This is a genomic window from Streptomyces sp. NPDC037013 (assembly GCF_055607265.1).
The window spans coordinates 329,326-346,454 of the sequence record NZ_JBVJRV010000003.1 but is presented as its reverse complement, the minus strand read 5'-3'; the positions used below and the strand labels follow the sequence as shown (position 1 = coordinate 346,454).

At 73.3% G+C, this 17,129-nt stretch carries 16 protein-coding genes; 9 read left to right on the top strand and 7 right to left on the bottom strand.

From position 1 onward, the window contains the following. Positions 1-231 precede the first annotated feature (231 nt). Positions 232-1,269, bottom strand: coding sequence for a cell envelope lipid trafficking protein PgfA (pgfA, locus tag ACZ7DY_RS11490; protein ID WP_471133136.1), 1,038 nt, complete (start codon positions 1,267-1,269; stop codon positions 232-234). 225 nt (positions 1,270-1,494) lie between these two features. On the opposite strand from pgfA, the gene ACZ7DY_RS11485 reads away from it, so the two are divergent. The 3 genes from ACZ7DY_RS11485 to ACZ7DY_RS11475 all read left to right on the top strand — a co-directional run bounded on the left by ACZ7DY_RS11485 (position 1,495) and on the right by ACZ7DY_RS11475 (position 4,061). After that, entirely contained in the window at positions 1,495-1,647 is a 153-nt protein-coding gene (locus tag ACZ7DY_RS11485) for a hypothetical protein (RefSeq protein WP_165283971.1), read from the top strand. A gap of 6 nt (positions 1,648-1,653) precedes the next feature. Then, positions 1,654-3,234 (top strand): PucR-like N-terminal domain-containing protein, encoded by a 1,581-nt coding sequence (locus ACZ7DY_RS11480; protein WP_471133132.1) that lies wholly within the window; start codon positions 1,654-1,656, stop codon positions 3,232-3,234. A gap of 92 nt (positions 3,235-3,326) precedes the next feature. Beyond that, the gene (locus tag ACZ7DY_RS11475; RefSeq protein ID WP_471133130.1) at positions 3,327-4,061 is read left to right on the top strand and encodes an SCO2400 family protein; all 735 of its coding nucleotides are present in this window, start codon (positions 3,327-3,329) and stop codon (positions 4,059-4,061) included. Between the two features lie 100 nt (positions 4,062-4,161). On the opposite strand, the gene ACZ7DY_RS11470 is transcribed toward ACZ7DY_RS11475, so the two are convergent. Continuing rightward, positions 4,162-4,608, bottom strand: a complete 447-nt coding sequence (locus tag ACZ7DY_RS11470) for a MarR family winged helix-turn-helix transcriptional regulator (RefSeq protein ID WP_471133127.1) — start codon at positions 4,606-4,608, stop codon at positions 4,162-4,164. Positions 4,609-4,786: 178 nt separating this feature from the next. Between ACZ7DY_RS11470 and ACZ7DY_RS11465 the strand changes: the two genes are divergently transcribed. Both ACZ7DY_RS11465 and ACZ7DY_RS11460 read left to right on the top strand, forming a co-directional pair. Beyond that, positions 4,787-5,818 carry an NADP-dependent oxidoreductase gene (locus ACZ7DY_RS11465; protein ID WP_471133125.1) on the top strand — a complete coding sequence of 344 codons (1,032 nt, stop codon included), beginning with the start codon at positions 4,787-4,789 and terminating at the stop codon, positions 5,816-5,818. Positions 5,819-5,931: 113 nt separating this feature from the next. Beyond that, complete coding sequence (locus ACZ7DY_RS11460; protein ID WP_471133123.1) at positions 5,932-6,360, top strand: organic hydroperoxide resistance protein; 429 nt, start codon at positions 5,932-5,934, stop codon at positions 6,358-6,360. A 76-nt stretch (positions 6,361-6,436) separates the two neighbouring features. On the opposite strand, the gene ACZ7DY_RS11455 is transcribed toward ACZ7DY_RS11460, so the two are convergent. Together ACZ7DY_RS11455 and ACZ7DY_RS11450 are read right to left on the bottom strand one after the other, a co-directional pair. Next, the gene (locus ACZ7DY_RS11455) at positions 6,437-7,597 is read right to left on the bottom strand and encodes a serine hydrolase domain-containing protein (RefSeq protein ID WP_471133120.1); all 1,161 of its coding nucleotides are present in this window, start codon (positions 7,595-7,597) and stop codon (positions 6,437-6,439) included. A gap of 70 nt (positions 7,598-7,667) precedes the next feature. Then, positions 7,668-10,253: a M14 family zinc carboxypeptidase gene (locus tag ACZ7DY_RS11450; RefSeq protein ID WP_471133117.1), complete on the bottom strand. Its 2,586-nt coding sequence runs from the start codon at positions 10,251-10,253 to the stop codon at positions 7,668-7,670. A gap of 137 nt (positions 10,254-10,390) precedes the next feature. On the opposite strand from ACZ7DY_RS11450, the gene ACZ7DY_RS11445 reads away from it, so the two are divergent. Continuing rightward, positions 10,391-11,191, top strand: a complete 801-nt coding sequence (locus ACZ7DY_RS11445) for an EI24 domain-containing protein (RefSeq protein WP_471133114.1) — start codon at positions 10,391-10,393, stop codon at positions 11,189-11,191. Here ACZ7DY_RS11445 and ACZ7DY_RS11440 read toward each other — a convergent pair. After that, the gene (locus ACZ7DY_RS11440) at positions 11,149-12,414 is read right to left on the bottom strand and encodes a pyroglutamyl-peptidase I (RefSeq protein ID WP_471133111.1); all 1,266 of its coding nucleotides are present in this window, start codon (positions 12,412-12,414) and stop codon (positions 11,149-11,151) included. The genes ACZ7DY_RS11445 and ACZ7DY_RS11440 overlap by 43 nt on opposite strands. A 290-nt stretch (positions 12,415-12,704) precedes the next feature. Between ACZ7DY_RS11440 and ACZ7DY_RS11435 the strand changes: the two genes are divergently transcribed. Continuing rightward, positions 12,705-13,337 carry a LysE family transporter gene (locus tag ACZ7DY_RS11435; protein WP_471134501.1) on the top strand — a complete coding sequence of 211 codons (633 nt, stop codon included), beginning with the start codon at positions 12,705-12,707 and terminating at the stop codon, positions 13,335-13,337. 54 nt (positions 13,338-13,391) lie between these two features. Here ACZ7DY_RS11435 and ACZ7DY_RS11430 read toward each other — a convergent pair whose 3' ends face one another. Beyond that, positions 13,392-14,318, bottom strand: coding sequence for an aminoglycoside phosphotransferase family protein (locus ACZ7DY_RS11430; protein WP_471133109.1), 927 nt, complete (start codon positions 14,316-14,318; stop codon positions 13,392-13,394). A 157-nt stretch (positions 14,319-14,475) separates the two neighbouring features. Here ACZ7DY_RS11430 and ACZ7DY_RS11425 point away from each other — a divergent pair, with 157 nt between their 5' ends. Further along, positions 14,476-15,468, top strand: coding sequence for an agmatine deiminase family protein (locus ACZ7DY_RS11425; RefSeq protein ID WP_471134499.1), 993 nt, complete (start codon positions 14,476-14,478; stop codon positions 15,466-15,468). Between the two features lie 68 nt (positions 15,469-15,536). After that, on the top strand, positions 15,537-16,118 hold the full coding sequence (locus ACZ7DY_RS11420; protein WP_471133107.1) for a GNAT family N-acetyltransferase: 582 nt from the start codon (positions 15,537-15,539) through the stop codon (positions 16,116-16,118). On the opposite strand, the gene ACZ7DY_RS11415 is transcribed toward ACZ7DY_RS11420, so the two are convergent. Further along, positions 16,119-17,078 carry a LysR family transcriptional regulator gene (locus ACZ7DY_RS11415; RefSeq protein WP_471133104.1) on the bottom strand — a complete coding sequence of 320 codons (960 nt, stop codon included), beginning with the start codon at positions 17,076-17,078 and terminating at the stop codon, positions 16,119-16,121. Positions 17,079-17,129: the final 51 nt, after the last annotated feature.

The following is a 17,129-nucleotide window of genomic DNA, read 5'->3' as shown; positions in this document are numbered from 1 at the left end:
GTGGGGCGGGGCGGCCGCGGAGGTGTGGGGGTCTCGCGCGGACGTGCGGTGCGGGGGTGCGCTGTGGTGCGGGGGGTGCGCGGGTGGTGCTGGGTCCGTGCCGACGGTGCGGGGACTGTGCGCGGAGCATGCGGGGCTGTGCGCGGGTGGGGTGGATAGTTTTCGCCCACCCGTACCGCGCGGCTACTCACCGAAGTGACAATTTCCGGGCTTTCCTGAGCTGACGCCTCATCACATCGTGGTCGGCTGCAGGGCCGTCGGTGGCGTACCAGCATTCGGACTCCCCGGCTCCGCCGAACCGCCGCCATGCCTCCCGGGACCGTGTGCCCCATCCTCGCGACGCCCTCGCACGACGAGTACGATTCCGGCCACCGCGAGCACTCCGCCCACCGCCGCCGCGCCGATCGGCAACGTCTCGCCGACCAGCTTCAGCCGGCTGCTGTCGTCGTCGGCGAGCGCCACCTGCGCTTTCTGCGTCGCCGGGGTGAAGGCGATGCGTTCGCTGTCGAGCAGGACCGTCGCGTCCTTGTCCGAGCCCGGCGCGCGCAGCGTCTTGCGCGGCCCGATCGCGGCGTAGATGATCCGGCCGGTGCGCTGGTCGGCGACGAGCTCGATGCCGTGGTTGGCGTAGTACTCGTCGGCGATCACCTGGCTCTTCTTCGGCTGCCCGACCATCCGCCCCGGCACCTGCCGGGTGCCCGTCTTCGTCGCCTTCACCGTCGCCGTGAAGCGGTAGCCCTCGTACCCCTGGATCTTCTTCGTGCCCCGGTAGGTGAGCGGCACGGTCGCCCCAAGCGTGTTGTCCCACCAGCGGTAGGAGCGCTTCTCCACGTCGAAGGGGAACTTCAGGTACGCCTCGCCCTCGAAGTACGGCTCCTCGCCGCAGCAGTGCACCGGCGCGTTCGTCTTCCGGTCGGTGACCCAGCGCTCCTTCGTCCACTGGAGCGAGTCGTGCGGGTCGGCCGCGGGCAGCGACTTGTCCGGATCCACCGACGTGGAAACGTCCCACACGGCCCGCCCGCTCTCCTCGCTGTCCGCGACGTCACCGCGCACCTGCCGGGTGATGGTGAGGTTCTTGTCGTGGACGGTCTTGATCTTCTCGGTGTCGAAGTAACTTCCCTTGCCCTTGAAGACGGTGATGGTGTCGATGTCGACCGGTGTGCGTTTCGCGTGGGGTTCGACGTACCACGCCAGCATCGGCGCCAGGACCAGAAGAAACGCGCCGAGCCCGAGAAGGATCAGCGACAGGGGAGAGGCGGTGCGGCGCATGAGGTCACTCCTGGGCTGAGGCGGAGAGTGTTACCGAGCCGTATGGGCCGGGAACCGTAGGCGCACCCTTGACGAAGTGTCAATGCATTGCAGAGACTGGGCACTTGCCGGACGGGGCCGGCAGGAGCTGTGCGACCAGGACCGCGCGACAGAGCGACCGCAGGACTGCGCGGCCGGTGCGCGACAAGGGTGGGGATGACCTCCGACAGAGAGGCTGACCCTCGCATGCACCGATTGCTCGCCGCTTCACTCACTGTCGCCGCCGCGGCGCTCCTCGCCGTCGGCGCCGCCCTCGGCATCGTCGCACTCCTCGACGCCACCCCGGATCAGCCCAATACGCCGCTGGTGCATTACGAGGCGCCGGCGCAGGGGCAGTGAGCGGCCGTGGCCGCGACCCCTGCCCAGGCCTCCGAGGACCGGATGATGGCCGCCGAGGAATCGCCGGACGAGAGGTTGTCCGGGGGGCGGTTGTCCGAGGAGCAGTTGTCTGACGGGTACTTGTCTGACGACCGGTTGTCTGACGACCGGTTGTCTGAGGAGCAGTTGTCTGACGAGTGCTTGTCTGAGGACCGGATGTCTGAGGACCGGCTGCCCGAGAGGCAGTTGTCTGACGATCAGTTGTCTGATGAGTGCTGGTCTGAGGACCAGCCGCCCGTACCTCTCACACCATCCGAACCCCTCACCCCACCCACCCGCTCCGCCTGGCGCGACGTGCCGCCCCGGCAAGTGCGGCAGTTCGCCGCGCTCGCGTTGGAAGAGGTGCCCGCGCTCGCCCAGGACATCCTGCGGGAGATCCGCGCCGAGTACCCCGGGCTGCCCGTCGTCCCCGACGAATCGGGTGAGCCGATGGCGCTCGTCGGCATCCGCCGCGCCCTTGAGGGCTTCGTCCAGCAGTTGGCGTCGCAGGAGGGGCGGCCGCGCTATCACCTGGAGGTCTTCCAGGAGTTCGGCCGCGGCGAGGGTCTGCACGGCCGCAGTCTCGACTCGCTCCAGGCCATCTACCGCCTCGGTGTCCGGCTTGCCTGGCGGCGTCTCGCCGAGATCGGGCAGCAGATCGAGATCCCGCCCCCGGCCATGTACGAGCTCGCCGAGTCCGGCTTCGAGTATCTGGACGGCCTCGTCGACCAGTCCGTACGCGGATACGCCGAGGCCGCTGCGCGCGAGGCGGGCGAACGGCTGCGTCTGCAGCGGAAGTTGATGGACCTGCTGCTCACCGAGCGGCGTCCCGACACCGCCGGATCCTCCCCGCACGGCGCCAGGCGAGGCTCGGGGCTGGCCTCCGGCACCGCGTCCGCGTCCGCGTCCCCCGGCAACGGTCTGGGCGAGCGCGCCGCCCGCGTCGGCTGGCAGCTGCCCGAACGCGTCGCCGTCGGCGTCCTGCTGCGCCCCGCCCGGGAAGCCGTCGCGCCCGCCGTCGGGCAGGGCGTCCTGCTCGACATGGAGGCCGAGCAGCCCCGCATGGTGGTGCCCGACCCCGAGGCGGCCGGCCGGCCCGAGCTGCTGCGCCGCGCCATGGCCGGCTGGTCGGGCGCCATCGGCCCGCCCGTCGCCCTGGCCGACGCCGCCAAGTCGCTGCGCTGGGCCGAGGCGGCGGTGCGCCTGATGGAGCGCGGGCTGCTCCCCGCGGGCGAGGTCCTGCACTGCACGGAGCACACCGAGGCCCTCGTGCTCCTGCAGCCCGAAGAGCTGATCGAGGATCTGGCCCGGCGCTGCCTGGCACCCCTCGACCACTGCGGCCCCGCCCACGGCCGCCGCCTCGCCGAGACCCTTCTGGCCTGGCTGGAGACCCGCGGCGGCGCCCCCGAGGTGGCGGCGCGGCTGGGTGTCCACCCGCAGACGGTGAGGTACCGCCTCCGCCAGATCAGGGAACTCTGGGGTGACGAGATTGACGACCCGGACCGCCGGTTCGAACTGGAACTGGTTCTGCGGGCCCGCCGGTTGAGGGGGTTACTGGGCAGGATATGACGCCCGGCGCCACCGGACTTTTCGATTCCGCACACAACTTTCACAGCCGCGGCTTCCGTTGCCACCGACGCGGCACCTAGCCTCCATGCCTCATGGACTACTGCCACCCGTGCCGCAGGCACCTCAACGGCGCCCTCGCCTGCCCGGGGTGCGGAACCCCGGCCGAAGCCTGCCGGGAGTACGCGCGGTCCGTCGACGTGGCCCAGGGGGAACCCGACGCCCACGACGACGCGTACGAGGAGTCGTCCCCGCGCACCCGCGGCCGCCGCAGGGAGCGCAGCCGCAGGGCGCATCGGCGCAGGCGCCGCAAGGTCCTCTACGTCACGGCGGGCCTCGCCCTGGCCGCCGCCGGCCTGAGCCTCGCCGAGCTGGGCACGGAGGGCGCCTCGGAGGAGCCCGCCGCGGCGACCGCGCCGGACGGCGGGTCCGCGGACGGCTCCGTGCCCACCGAGTCCGCGCGCCCGGGTGACGGTGCCGTCGGCGGCACCACGGCCGAGGACGCGGCGGCCACGTCGGCCGCGCCGTCCGGGAGCGCGGCGGAGGAGGCCGAGCGGCGGGCCCGTAAGAAGAAGGAGCGGGAGCGGGAGAAGAAGCGGAGGGAGAGCGGGGGCGGGGAGGGGCGGCAGGGGGACCAGGGGCAGAAAGACTCCGGCGACGGCGGAGGAAACCCCGCACCCCCGGCCTCGGACGCCCCCGGAGCCCCGGGCGACACCCCCGCGACCTCCCGGCCGACGCCCCCGCCCACCACGGGAAAGCCGAGACCGACCGACCCCCCGGACCCGACCCCCACGAAGACGTGCGACCGCTTCCTGTGGTGGTGCACGTAACCACCTCACGGGCACGCCGGTCACCCCGACCATGCCCGGACAGGGCCGACCGAGGCCCCCGCATGCGCCGGAAGCCCCCGCAGGGGCCCAAACCCCCCGCCTACTCCCCCAGCATCCTGCGCAGCAGCCCCCGCAGTGAGACCCGCTCGTCGTGCGAGAGCTCGGCCAGCGGTTCGCGGGCGAAGTCCAGGGACTCCCGCAGGCTGCGGGCGACCTCCACGCCCTCCGCCGTCGGGGCCGCCAGTTTCACGCGCCGGTCGGTCGCGTCGGGCCGCCGCTCGACGAGGCCGCGTGCCTCAAGGCGGTCGACGATCCCGGTGATGTTCGACGGCTCGCACTTCAACTTCTGCGCGATACGACGCATGGGCATAGGTTCCAGGGAGAGCAGTCCCAGTACGCGCGCCTGCGCCCCGGTCAGGGCGTGCTCGGCGGCGGCCTCCTCGTACTCCTCGTGGTAGCGCGCCACGACCGAGCCGATGAGCTCGACGACTTCGAGCGTCAGCGGGTCGGCTCGGGGGGTGTGGGCACGGGAGGTGTTGGGGGCCATGGAGACCAGGGTACTCGTTTACTTGACATCATGAAATATTCAGGAGCATGGTTGTTTCATAACCTGAAGCATTTCGGCAGAACCACAAGCCGGTCGTAGGACCCCAAGCCGGCCGTACAACCACGAGCCGGTCGTACAACCCCAAGCCGGCCGTAGCCCCACTAGGAGGACGCCCCCCATGCCCGTCACCCCCGACTCGCTCCCCTCCGTCAGCCGCGAATGGCACCTCGTCCGGCGTCCGTCCGGCTGGCCCGTCCCGGAGGACTTCGCGCTGCGCGAGGCCCCCGTGGAGGCCCCGGCCGAGGGCCGCGTCCTGGTCCGCAACCTCCACTTCTCCGTGGACCCGTACATGCGGGGGCGGATGAATGACGTGAAGTCGTACGTCCCGCCGTTCCAGCTCGACCGTCCGATGGAGGGCGGCGCGGTGGGCGAGGTCATCGCCTCCAACGCCGAGGGCTTCGCGGTGGGCGACCACGTCCTGCACTTCGCGGGCTGGCGGGAGTACGCCTCCGTGCCCGCCCAGCACGCCACCAAGGTCGACGCGCAGGCCGCGCCGCTCTCCGCGTACCTCGGCGTGCTCGGCATGACGGGCCTGACCGCGTACGCCGGTCTTCTCGAAGTGGCCTCCTTCAAGGAGGGCGACGCCGTCTTCGTCTCCGGCGCGGCCGGTGCCGTCGGCGGCCAGGTCGGCCAGATCGCCAAGCTGAAGGGCGCCTCGCGCGTCATCGGCTCGGCGGGCTCGGACGAGAAGGTGAAGCTGCTCGTCGAGGAGTACGGCTTCGACGCGGCCTTCAACTACAAGGACGACAAGCCGGTCGCCGAGCAGCTCAAGGAGGCCGCCCCCGACGGCATCGACGTCTACTTCGACAACGTCGGCGGCGAGCACCTGGAGGCCGCGATCAGCCGCCTGAACGTGCACGGCCGCGTCACCATCTGCGGCATGATCGCCGGCTACAACGACACCGAGCCGACCCCGGCCCCGCGCAACCTCGCCCTGGTCATCGGCAAGCGCCTGCGTCTGCAGGGCATGCTGGTGCAGGACCACAGCGCGCTGCAGCCCGAGTTCGTGCGCGAGGTCGGCGCCTGGGTCCGCTCCGGCGAGCTCAAGTACAGCGAGACGGTCGTCGAGGGCGTGGAGAACGGCGTGGACGCCTTCCTCGGCATGCTCCGCGGCGAGAACACCGGAAAGATGATCGTCTCCCTCGGCTGACCGGCGGCAGCACCGCCGGGGCCGGTGACGCGCTTCCGGTATCCGATAACCTGATTCCACAAACCGTGGTTGTGGGCGCGCACCACGTCACATCTCAGGAGGAACAGACACCTATGTCCATCCAGAAGATCGACGTCAAGTACACCGCCGTCGCCACTGCGGAGAACGGCCGCGACGGCCGCGTGGCCAGCGACGACGGCAAGCTCGACGTCGTCGTGAACCCGCCGAAGGAGATGGGCGGCAGCGGCGCGGGCACCAACCCCGAGCAGCTCTTCGCGGCCGGCTACAGCGCCTGCTTCCAGGGCGCCCTCGGCGTGGTCGCCCGCAAGGAGAACGCCGACATCTCCGGCTCGACCGTGACCGCCCACGTCGGCATCGGCCAGAACGAGTCCGGCGGCTTCGGCCTGGAGGTGCGGATCACCGCCTCCATCCCGAACGTGGACGCGGCCACCGCGCAGTCCCTGGTCGAGAAGGCCCACCAGGTGTGCCCGTACTCGAACGCCACGCGCGGCAACATCAAGGTCGAGGTCTCGGCCGCCTGACCCGCCCGCCGTACGCACGCGAGGGCCGCACCCCGGACCAAAGGGGTGCGGCCCTCCGTCGTACGCGGCCCCGGCCTCAGCCCGCCGCGAGCGCCGCCTCGTGCACCGCCCGCGCCAGGCGCTCGTTCTCCGGCGCGGCGCCGCCCGGGCACGCGAACCGACGCCGCGTGTACCCGTACGCGAGGGCGCGGCCCGGATCGGCGAACGCCTGCGAGCCGGCCGCGCCGCTGTGCCCGATCGAACCCGCGCCGAGGAACGGGTACGCGACCTCCGCCGTCGCCTGGAAGCCGACCGCGAAGACCCGGTGCCCCCGCGACACCAGGTCGTACCCGACCGACTGGACCTGCCCGAACTCGGCGACCGTGTCCGCCGTCAGGAGCGGCTCGCGCCCCTCGATGCCGGTGACCGCCGCCGCGTACATCCCGGCGAGACCGCGCGCGGAGGCGACACCGCCGGCCGACGCCTGGCCCGCGGCGCGCACCGCGCGGAGGTTGGGCAGCGTCTGGATGTCGGTGGGCTCGGCCGCGTTGCGGTTGAAGGCGATGGCGTTGAGGCTGCGCGGGCCTGTCTCCGACGCGGTGAGGAGCGCCTGCTGCTCCGGTGTGGGGAGCATCGGCAGGACGGTGCGGAAGCGGCCCTCGTGCTCCTCGGGCAGTCCGAGGTGGAAGTCGAGGCCGTACGGGGCGCGCACCCGCTCCTCGTACACCTCCTGAAGGGTGCGTCCGGTGGCGCGGAGGACCACCTCGCCGCTGAGCGCCCCGATGACCAGGGCGTGGTAGCCGAAGGCGGTGCCGGGCCGCCAGTACGGGCGCTGCGCGGCGAGGCGCGCGGCGATCGCCCGGTCGTCGGCGACCTCCTCCGGGGAGAGCCCCAGGTCGGTGCCGACGACGCCGGCGCGGTGCGCGAGCAGCTCGCGCAGGGTGACGGAACCCTTGCCGTGGGCGGCGAACTCCGGCCAGTAGTACGCCACTTCGCGGTCCAGGTCGAGCGTGCCGTCCTGGACGAGGAGGGCGACGACGAGATGGGCCGCGCCCTTGGTGGACGAGTACACCCCGTACAGGGTGTCGCCGTCGGTGTCGGGTCCCACCCACAGGTCGACGACCTTGCGGCCCCCGACGTAGGCGGCCAGCTGACCGGCGTAGTGGGGGTCCTCGGCCGCGAGGACCGCGGTGAACTCCTCCCGCACCGCCTCGTAACCGTCGGCGACAGTGCCCTGCACTCTGATCTCACGGGTCATGCGGAATGGCCTCCGGGGCGCATCGGTGGGACGGTCGATGTCAAGCGTCAAGATCAACCGTCCCACCCCGTCACCTATTTCCCGCGCGGCTCACCCCCAGCAGAGCCCGCCCGAGCTGCGCGAAGACCCCCTTCGGGTGGTCGCGGAAGAGCGGCTCCGTACCGAAGAGCACCACGTGCGTGCCCCGGGCCGATCCGCTGACGACCGAGGCGTGCCCGGCGGCGTCCGCGGGCCCTCCCGTGCCGTCCTCCAGCGCCCGCCAGTGCCCGGACACGAGCGGGTTCCCGGCCCCGTACGCCTGCTCCACGCGCACCCGCGGCCCGAGGTCGGTGAACCACATCGGCGCGTAGACGAAGGTGTGGTCCGGGGCGCCGCCGGTGAGGGCGCCGCCCGCGTTGCGCACGCGGACCACGCCGTTGGCGTCGCCGTTGCCCTCGACGGGCTTGACGGTGAGCAGCCGCGCGTCGGCGTTGAGCGCGGCGCCGGCCGCGCCTCGCCCGACCACTCCGCCGCCCCGGGCGGGAAACCGGTCGAGTCCAGCCTTCGCCGCGTCGTTCAGTTTGTCGCGGTCGAGCCCGGCCGAGACGAAGAGCACGTCCGTCTTCTTCCAGTCGAAGCCGGAGTTGAGCGCCGCGGTCGACACGGGCACCACGTCGAAGTTCATCTCCCGCAGCGCGAACAGCTCGCCCGCCGTGACGGCGGCCGCCACCCGCGTCCGGTGCAGCAGGGCGCCGCCCTTGGCCCCGGTGGCGTCGAAGACCACGTCGTACGTCCGCGCGGCGACGGCCGCGGCGCGGCGCGCGGACGACGGCACGAGTGCGTTCCCTTCGCGGTCGCGCCGTACCGGAACGCCCTGCCGGAGAAGGGAGTTGAGCGCGGCGATCTCGCGCGGGTCGTCGAGCCGCAGGCGCAGGTCGCCGTGGGGCGCCACCTGTCCGACGCGGGTCGCCGCACGCACCGGTCGCGCGTGCACGCCGCCGAGGCCGCCCCCGCGAACGGCGTCGACGCTCGCGCCCCACAGCCGTCCGAGGCTCCACCCCGAGATGTCGTACATGGTCGACACCTTGCCGCTGATGTCCCGCCCATCGGCCAGCATCACGTTGGCGAGACCCCGCTTGGGCTGGTGCATGTCGACGACGTACGAGCCCTTCGGGTACGTCCGCCCGGCCAGCCGGAACGGGTGGTCCGCCCGCGCCACGCGCACGTCGTTGGCGATGAGGTGGTCCACCAGCCGCGCCGCGGCGGTCGCCGAGCGCTGCGCGCGCCCGCTCGCCGGGATCACGTACGCGCGGGGGAACTCGGTCGTGTAGACGTCCTCGGGTCCGATCCCCGGCACCCCGGGGACCGTCTCCGGTGACACCGGCACCTGCTCGGCGCCGGCGGCGCCCCGCCGGAAGACCTCGATCTGGTCGGCGATCACCGAACGGCGGTGGCTCTCGGTGTAGTCGAGGGTGGCGCGCATCGCGGCGCCCGCGATGTCGACGTTGATGGCGGCCCTGCGCCGCAGCTCCGCGACGGGCTGCGTCTCGTACTCCTCGTTGTTCACCTGCATCGGGAACTCGATGGTGTGCGTGGCGACCGCGCCGTGGAACGGCAGGTACTGCGGGGTGAAGATCGGCGGCCAGTCGTCCCAGCCCTCCGCCTGGTCGCGGAAGGGGATGATGGGCGGCTTCACGCCGTCCTTCTCCTCGGTGTATCCGAGGCCCTTGATGGCGGCCTCCATGCCGAGGGCGTTGGCGTAGGAGTTCTTGAGGAAGAGGTCGTACTCGTAGTTCTCGCCGTGCGGGGGAGTGGTCGGCTCGATCAGCGTGCCGTTGACGTACCCGTGCAGGTCGATCATGACCGCGGGCTGGGTGGTGACGGCGATCCGGCGGATGGCGCGGGCCTCGGGCTGCGAGGCGGTGATGAAGTCGCGGTTGAGGTCGAAGCCGCCCGCGTTCGCGCGGGTGCCCGCGATGCGGCCGTCGGGGTTGGCGGTGATGTTGAAGTAGAGGCGGTTGTGGCGCAGCAGCGAGCGGCTCCCGGCGTCGTCGGCCTTCGCCAGCCGCTCGATGAGCTTCAGGGCGGCGTCGGTGCCCTCCCACTCGTTGCCGTGGATGTTGTTGTTGATGAAGACGGGCGTCTTGTACGAGGCCTTGATCGCCTTGTCCCCGGCGGCCGCATCCGGCGCGTTCTCGATGCGCTCGCGCATCCTCTCCTGGCGGGCCGTCTCGCGCGCGGACTCCGGGGCGGTGACGGTCACGAGGTAGAGCTCGTGGCCGCCCGCGGAGCGGCCCGCGATCTCCACGCTCACGCGGTCGCCGAGGCGCTGCAGGGCGTTCAGCTTCGGGGCTATGCCGTGGTACGGCGTGAGCCCCAGCTTGATCGACTTGTCGGCCGGGTCGGCCGGAGGTTCGGTGAGCCTGCGCTCGCGCGGGTATCCGCGGCCTTTGCCGGCGCCGGGCGGTGCCGGGGCCCCGGCGTCCTTCAGCGCCCGCTCGGCGGCGTCCGCCGGAGCCGCGGCGGCCCGCCCGGGACCGGTCGGCGAGCCCTCGCGGACGACCGGGCGCGGCGTCGGACCGGCGGTGGCGCTGCCCGGGGCGAGCGCGGTGAGGACCAGCGCGCCCGCGGCGACGGCGGTGAGCAGGACGGGTCTTGGTGGCCGGGACATGCCCATGCGTACCTCCAGAGATCGGTGAGCGAGGTCTTACCGGCTCAACTCCCGTACAACAAGAGGGCCTTGTGTCCGGGCCGGGACAGAGCCGGCGCCCGCCGCGCGCGGACCCCCGCCCACCTGCGGCTAAGGTGTGGCGCATGCGTGATCTGGGTGTGGGCTTCGGCTACTTGGTGAAAGGGCAGCGCTGGGTCGCCCGGCACGGCAGGCAGTACGGGTGGGGGCTGCTGCCCGGCCTGATCACCCTCGTGCTCTACGTGGCCGCGCTCGTCTGCCTCGCCCTGTGGGGCGCCGACCTCGTCGGCTGGGCCACCCCGTTCGCCGACGACTGGTCCTCGCCCTGGGCCGGCCTCTTCCGCGGCTTCCTGACGGGCCTGCTCTTCGCGCTGGCGCTGCTGCTCTCCGTCCTCACCTTCACCGCGATGACGCTCCTGATCGGCCAGCCGTTCTACGAGTCGCTCTCCGAGAAGGTCGACATCGCCGAGTCCGGCCACGCCCCCACGTCGGGTCTGCCGCTCTGGCGCGAGCTGTGGATCTCGGCCAGGGACAGTCTCCGCGTCGTGGTGCGGGCGGCGCTCTGGGGCGTACTGCTCTTCGCCCTCGGCTTCGTCCCGGTCGCCGGTCAGACCGTGGTCCCGGTGATCGGCTTCTGCGTGACCGGCTTCTTCCTCGTCGAGGAGCTCACCGCGGTCGCCCTGCAGCGCCGCGGCGTGGAACTCCGCGACCGCCTCACCCTGCTGCGCTCCCGCAAACAGCTCGCCTGGGGCTTCGGGGCGCCGCTCGCCGTCGCCTTCCTGGTGCCGTTCGTCGCGGTGTTCCTGATGCCGGGCGCGGTCGCGGGCGCGACGCTGATGGCCCGCGACCTGCTCGGCGAGGACGGCGCGACCGACGGCGCGGGTCAGGACGACGACACGGCGACCCGGAGTATCCCCCGCACCTGAGCGATGATGTCGAGCCGGTTGCGCACGAACTCGGGATCGGTGACCTCGCCCGTCGCCGGATCGGTGTTGCCCGCGCCGAACTGCAGGACGGGCGTGTGCACATGGCCGCCGGGCAGCCGGTCGTGCAGGCCGAGCCGGTCCCGCAGGAGCGTCGCGCGGTAGGCGATCTCGTTCGACAGGTAGTTACCGCCGCCGCCCTCGCGCGCCGTCGACCCCGGGGTCGGCCCGTCGGGCCGGACCACGGGTCCGCTGCCGCCCGCCGGGATCTCGGTCACCGACGTGTTGTCGTACACCGGGAAGCGGCCGGTGTCGGCGGCCACGATCTTCTGGTACGGGAGGGTCGTCGACGTCCACTGGGGCTGCGAGGCCGGATCGCTCACCGGCACGGTCTCGGTGCGCGACAGGTTCTCGTTGTCGGGGAAGCCGCCGCGCCAGGCGCCGTTGGTCCGCTCGACGTCGAACCGGCCGACGCGTCCCTGGCTGATCGTGGTGAAGAGGTCGACGTGCGGCAGGTGCGGCCGCAGCGCCCGCTCCACCGTCCCGTCGCCGAAGTCCTGCCAGCGCACCGGGAAGACGACGGTCTCGACGCGCGCGGGCCCCTCCGGCGTCCGGATCGTGGTGCCGTCCAGGGCGAGGGCCGCGGCCCCCGACGGATTGCTGATGCGCACGTCCCGGTCGAGGGTGAACGGGTCGAAACCGGTGACGAGGACGCGCTTGACGTGCCGGCCCTTGCCGGACCGGAGGTCGACGCTGTCCTGACCCCGCGACGACCTTTCCAACTGTCCCAGCAGACGGGCGCGTTGCGCCTCGCTCAGCGTGAAGCGGGCGGGCTCCCACCGCCGCAGTTCCCGGGTCATCCCGAGCCGCGCCCAGTACAGCGGCCGGTCGTCATCCCGGCTGAGCCCCGCCCGCGCCCCGACGGGCCCGTGCCCCTGCGCCCGCTCGACGGCCCGCCGCCACAGCGCCCTGCCTTCGCGTACGACGAGCCGCCGCGCCCCGTCGTACGAGCGCGCCCCGTCCAGCGCCCGCGCCAGCTCGGGTGCCACGGAGTCGAAGCCGCTGCGCCGCAATATCTCCTGAGGGGCGGCCCGGTCGAGCCGCGCCTCCTCGACGGTGGGGGCGGCGCGGCCTGAAGGGGCGGCGGAGGCGGCGGAGGCGGGCGCCGGGGCGGCGAGCCCGGCCAGGAGAGCGGCGACGCCGAGAGCGCCGAGTCGTGAGAACACGCGAATCCTTCCGTAACCGGTGAGGTGGCGGAAGTATCCCGGGGCGGATGGGGCGAGCGCTACGGTGCGTTCCGGGACACCGGCGACACCGGCCCCCGACCGCCCCCCTCCGCAGGGCCGTCGTACCGCGGCGGGATAAATCAGTTGCCCGTTCCGCCGTGTCCCCGCGAGGCTCGGCCCATGACCACGAGAACGGCTCACGCCGCCCTGCCGCTGTCCGCCTCCGCCGCTCGTCCGGCGCGGGTCCAGCAGCAGCCCGGCCGACCGTGGAGGCCGATTCCCGCGCACGCGTGAGCGCGGTCCTGGTCGCGGGGGTCCTCGCCGGGTACGGCATCGCCATGCCGGTCGGCGGCGTCGCGACCTACCTGGTCGCCCTCACCGCCCGCACCTCCCTGCGGACCGGCGCCTGCGCCGCCCTCGGCGTCGCCACCGCCGACGGCCTCTACGCCCTCCTCGCCGCGGTCGGCGGCGCCTCCCTCACCGGCCTCGTCGAACCGGTCCTGACACCGTTGCGCTGGGCCTCGGTCCTTGTCCTGCTCGCCCTCGCCGCACGCGGTGCCGTGACGGCCCTCCGCCAGTACCGGGGGCGCGACACGGCCACCACGAGGAGCGGCGCCCCGCCCGGCCCCGCCCGCGCCTACGCGGCCCTGCTCGGCATCACGCTCCTCAACCCCGCCACGGTGATCTACTTCGCCGCGCTCGTCCTCGGCAGCCCGGCCACGGCGACGCTGACGCCCCTGGAACAGGGGGTGTTCGCGCTGGCCGCGTTCGTGGCGTCGGCGAGCTGGCAGCTGCTCCTCGCGGGTGGCGGGGCGCTGCTCGGCCGGGTGCTGACCGGGCGCCGCGGCCGGCTGATCACGGCGCTCACCTCCAGCGCTCTCATCACCGCCCTGGCGCTCCACCTCCTGGTGAGCACGGCATGAGCCCGGCTCGACGCGGGCGGGCCACCGGGCCGCCCGCGTCAGTGCCCGCCCGCGTCAGGCCCGGCCCGTCAGCCGGTCGATGACGAGGTGGGCGGTGCGGGCCATCACCGGGTTCGTCCTGCGGTAGTACGCGAGCTCCATCAGGGCGATCGTCAGGGCCCAGCCCCGCCCGCGCGCCCACATGGCGTCGTCGGCCGCCGGGCCGAGCGCGGCGCGGAAGGCCGTACGGGCGTCGGCGTCCATGAGGTACCAGGCGGAGATCAGGTCGACCGCGGGGTCGCCCGTGCCCATGCATCCGAAGTCGATGACCGCGCCGAGCCGGCCGCGGTCCACCAGGACGTTGCCCGGCTGCAGGTCACCGTGGACCCACACGGCGGGCCGCCCCCACGCCGGGGCGTCGAGCGCGGCCTCCCACACGGCGGTCGCGGCCCGCTCGTCGACGAGCCCGCGCACCCCGGCGAGCACCGCGCGCGTCTCCTCGTCCCGCTCCGCCAGCGGATCGCTGCGGTAGGCGGCGGGCGCACCGGCCGGGTCCACCTCCCGCAGGGCGGTCAGGAACGCGGCCATGTCCTTGGCGAACAGCGCGGGTTCGGCCGGGGGCCTGGCCGGGTCGGGCGTCGCGCCGTCCAGCCACCGGAAGACCGACCACGGGTACGGGTATCCCTCGCCGGGGCGGCCCTTGCCGAGCGGCACGGGAATCGCGACGGGCAGCGCGGGCGCGAGCCGCGGCAGCCAACGGAGCTCCCGCTCCACGTCCCGCGCGGACCCCGCCACCCGGGGCAGCCGCACCACCATGTCCGCGCCGAGCCGGTACATCGCGTTGGACGTCCCCGCGGAGTCCACCCGTTCCACGGGCAGCCCGGCCCACGCCGGGAACTGGGCGCCGACCAGCCGGCGCACCAGCGCCTCGTCGATGTCTGCCTCGTCCGCGTGCATCTTGCCCGCGGCCGCGTTTCCGGTGTCCGTGTTCGCCGTACTCATGTTTCCCCCTGGTCGACCGGATCCGAGGGAACCCGACGACGCTGCCCCGGTCAACCGAATTGAACCCGTCGCGAGCGGACCGGAGGCCGTACGCTCGTGCCGACCGCGACCGCGACCGCGACCCCCGGTCGGTACGAGCGAACCTGGAGTGGTGACCATGCGGATGCCCGACGAGGCGGGGCCGCACGAGCTGACGTACATGTCCTGGCCGACCCGCCGCATCTGGAAGTCGTACGTCCACGCCGTCCGGGAGGACATCGCGCGCATCGCCCGCGCGCTCGCCGAGTTCGAACCGGTGACGGTGCTGGCCTGCGAACGGGACGCGGCCGGCGCCCGGCGCGCCTGCGGCCCGGACGTGGACGTCCTGCCCGTGCCGGTGGACGACCTGTGGATCCGGGACACCGGCCCGAACTTCGTGGTGGGCCCGGACGGCATCGCGGGAGTCGACCTCAACTTCAACGGCTGGGGCGGCAAACAGGAGCACCGCCACGACGCCGGGGTGGCCCGCGCCGTCCTCGCGGAGCGCGGCATCGAGCGGATCGGGGCGCCGATCGTCGGCGAGGGCGGCGCGATCGAGGTGGACGGCGCGGGGACACTGCTCGCGACGGAGAGCTCGCTGGTCAACGACAACCGCAACCCCGGCATGTCCCGCGCCGACATCGAGCGGGCCCTGAAGAGCCTCTTCGGTGTCACCGAGGTCCTCTGGGTGGACGGCGTCCGCGGCCAGGACATCACGGACCACCACATCGACGCGCTGGCCCGGTTCACCGAACCCGGCGTCGTCCTCATGAGCACCCCGGCGCCCGAAGCGCCCGAGGACGTCTGGACCCGGGCCTACGAGCAGGCGTACGCCACCCTGACCGAGGCGACGGACGCCCGCGGCAAGCGGCTGGACCTCGTCTCCCTGCCCGAGCCGTCCGACATCGGCGGTCGGGGCGATGACTTCCTCGCGAGTTACGTGAACTACTCGGTGGCCAACGGCGGTGTGGTCATGCCCCGTTTCGGCGACCGGAAGGCCGACGACGCCGCTGCGGCGATCGTGCGGGAGCTGTACCCGGGCCGGAAGGTCGTCCAGGTGCCGGTGGACGCCCTCGGCGAGGGCGGCGGCGGAATCCACTGCGCGACCCGGCACCTGCCCGCGACGGAGTGAGCCGCCGCGACCCATGGCCCCCAGCCCCCGGCGGCAGCCCCATGATCCGGCCGACGTAAGGTCGTCGGATGACCGAGGCCCCGCACGCCGAACTCCTGCCCGTCGCCGACGGGTTGGTACTCCGCCCCTGGCAGCCGCACGATGTCCCGGCCCTCCTCGCCGCCCACCGCGACCCGACCCTGCGCCGCTGGCTCGTGACGGAGCTGGCGAACGAGGCCGACGCCCGCCGCTGGATCGACGAGCAAGCCGAGGAGTGGGCCGCAGGCACCCGCTTCAGCTTCGCCGTCACCGGGGCCGGGGGTGCGGCGGCACCCGTCGGGCACGTCACGCTCAAGGTGGAGCCCGACGCCTCCCGCCCCGGCGCCGGCTCGGAAGTGGGCTACTGGACCGCGCCCGCGGCTCGCGGCAAGGGGGTGGCCCCACGCGCCCTGGAGGCCGTCACCCGCTGGGCGTTCACCTCCCGGCACCTGATGCCGCCGGGCCGCCTCGAACTCCTGCACGCCGCCGCCAACCTCGGCTCCTGCCGCGTCGCCGAGAAATGCGGATACGTCCTCCACTCCGTCCTGCCGCCCTTCCCGCCGGACCATCCGGGTGAGGGGCACCTCCACATCCGCGAGACGGACGCGACGGACGCGACGGCACGGGACTAGCTAGCCCGCCCGCAGGTCCAGCGCGGCTTCCCTGAGCGCCGCCAGGAACGGGTGCGTGGCGGGTGCCGGGGTCAGGTCCCGGGGTGTCGCCGCGTACACCGCGCGTCCGGGCATCGCCTCGTCCCGCAGGGGGACAAGGGCGATGTCCGGACGTACGCCCTCCGCGGCGAGTTCGGGGACGAGGGTCACGCCGAGCCCCGCCGCCACGTATCCCTGCTTCGCCGTCCACTCCGCGACGACGTGGGCGACGCGCGGCCGGAAGCCGTGGCGGAGCGCCGGGCCGAGGAGGGTTCCCTCGCCGCCGGTGCCGCCCGCGATCCACGCCTCGGCGGCGAGCTGGGGCAGGCGCAGCTCGGGCTCGGCCGCCAGCGCGTGCCCGGCGGGCAGCGCGACGTACAGCGCCTCGTCCAGCAGGTGGTGCAGCTCGTACGCCGCGTCGGGCGGTGTTCCGCCCGTCGACGAGACCACCGCCAGGTCGAGTTCGCCCTGCGCGAGGCGGGACAGGAGCGCGGGCGTCAGGCCCTCCTCGCGGGTGAGGCTCACCCCGGGGTGGCGGGCACGGAAGGCCGCGATGGCACGCGGCACGAGCCCCGCGTCGGCGGTCGCGAACGCCCCGACCCGCAGTGACCCGCCGGCCGCCTCGCCCAGCGCCGCCAACTCCCGCCCCATGGCGCACAGTCGGCCGAGCAGCTCCTGTGCGTGCGGCAGCAGCGTCCGGCCCTGCGCGGTGGGGCGCACCCCGCGCGGCAACCGGTCGAAGAGCGGCGCCCCGCCGAGCGCCGTCTCCAGTGCGGAGATCTGCCGCGACACGGCGGACTGCGTCCACCCCAGCTCGCGCGCGGCCACGGTGAAGGAGCCGTGCCGGGCCACTTCCAGGAAGGTGCGGAGCCAGACGGTGGACAGTTCCGGGGGCGCGGGAGGGGAGGGGTGCGCGCCGGGTGAGGCATGCGGGTTCGGCATGGGTCGCATGCTAGACATTCGCTTGTCGCATCCCGCACCCGGGCCTAGCGT

Coding starts and splice junctions, on each gene's coding strand:
- pgfA (WP_471133136.1), bottom strand. CDS start 1,269: ATGCGCCGCACCGCCTCTCCCCTGTCGCTGATCCTTCTCGGGCTCGGC.
- ACZ7DY_RS11485 (WP_165283971.1), top strand. CDS start 1,495: ATGCACCGATTGCTCGCCGCTTCACTCACTGTCGCCGCCGCGGCGCTC.
- ACZ7DY_RS11475 (WP_471133130.1), top strand. CDS start 3,327: ATGGACTACTGCCACCCGTGCCGCAGGCACCTCAACGGCGCCCTCGCC.
- ACZ7DY_RS11470 (WP_471133127.1), bottom strand. CDS start 4,608: ATGGCCCCCAACACCTCCCGTGCCCACACCCCCCGAGCCGACCCGCTG.
- ACZ7DY_RS11465 (WP_471133125.1), top strand. CDS start 4,787: ATGCCCGTCACCCCCGACTCGCTCCCCTCCGTCAGCCGCGAATGGCAC.
- ACZ7DY_RS11460 (WP_471133123.1), top strand. CDS start 5,932: ATGTCCATCCAGAAGATCGACGTCAAGTACACCGCCGTCGCCACTGCG.
- ACZ7DY_RS11455 (WP_471133120.1), bottom strand. CDS start 7,597: ATGACCCGTGAGATCAGAGTGCAGGGCACTGTCGCCGACGGTTACGAG.
- ACZ7DY_RS11450 (WP_471133117.1), bottom strand. CDS start 10,253: ATGGGCATGTCCCGGCCACCAAGACCCGTCCTGCTCACCGCCGTCGCC.
- ACZ7DY_RS11445 (WP_471133114.1), top strand. CDS start 10,391: ATGCGTGATCTGGGTGTGGGCTTCGGCTACTTGGTGAAAGGGCAGCGC.
- ACZ7DY_RS11430 (WP_471133109.1), bottom strand. CDS start 14,318: ATGAGTACGGCGAACACGGACACCGGAAACGCGGCCGCGGGCAAGATG.
- ACZ7DY_RS11425 (WP_471134499.1), top strand. CDS start 14,476: ATGCGGATGCCCGACGAGGCGGGGCCGCACGAGCTGACGTACATGTCC.
- ACZ7DY_RS11420 (WP_471133107.1), top strand. CDS start 15,537: ATGACCGAGGCCCCGCACGCCGAACTCCTGCCCGTCGCCGACGGGTTG.
- ACZ7DY_RS11415 (WP_471133104.1), bottom strand. CDS start 17,078: ATGCCGAACCCGCATGCCTCACCCGGCGCGCACCCCTCCCCTCCCGCG.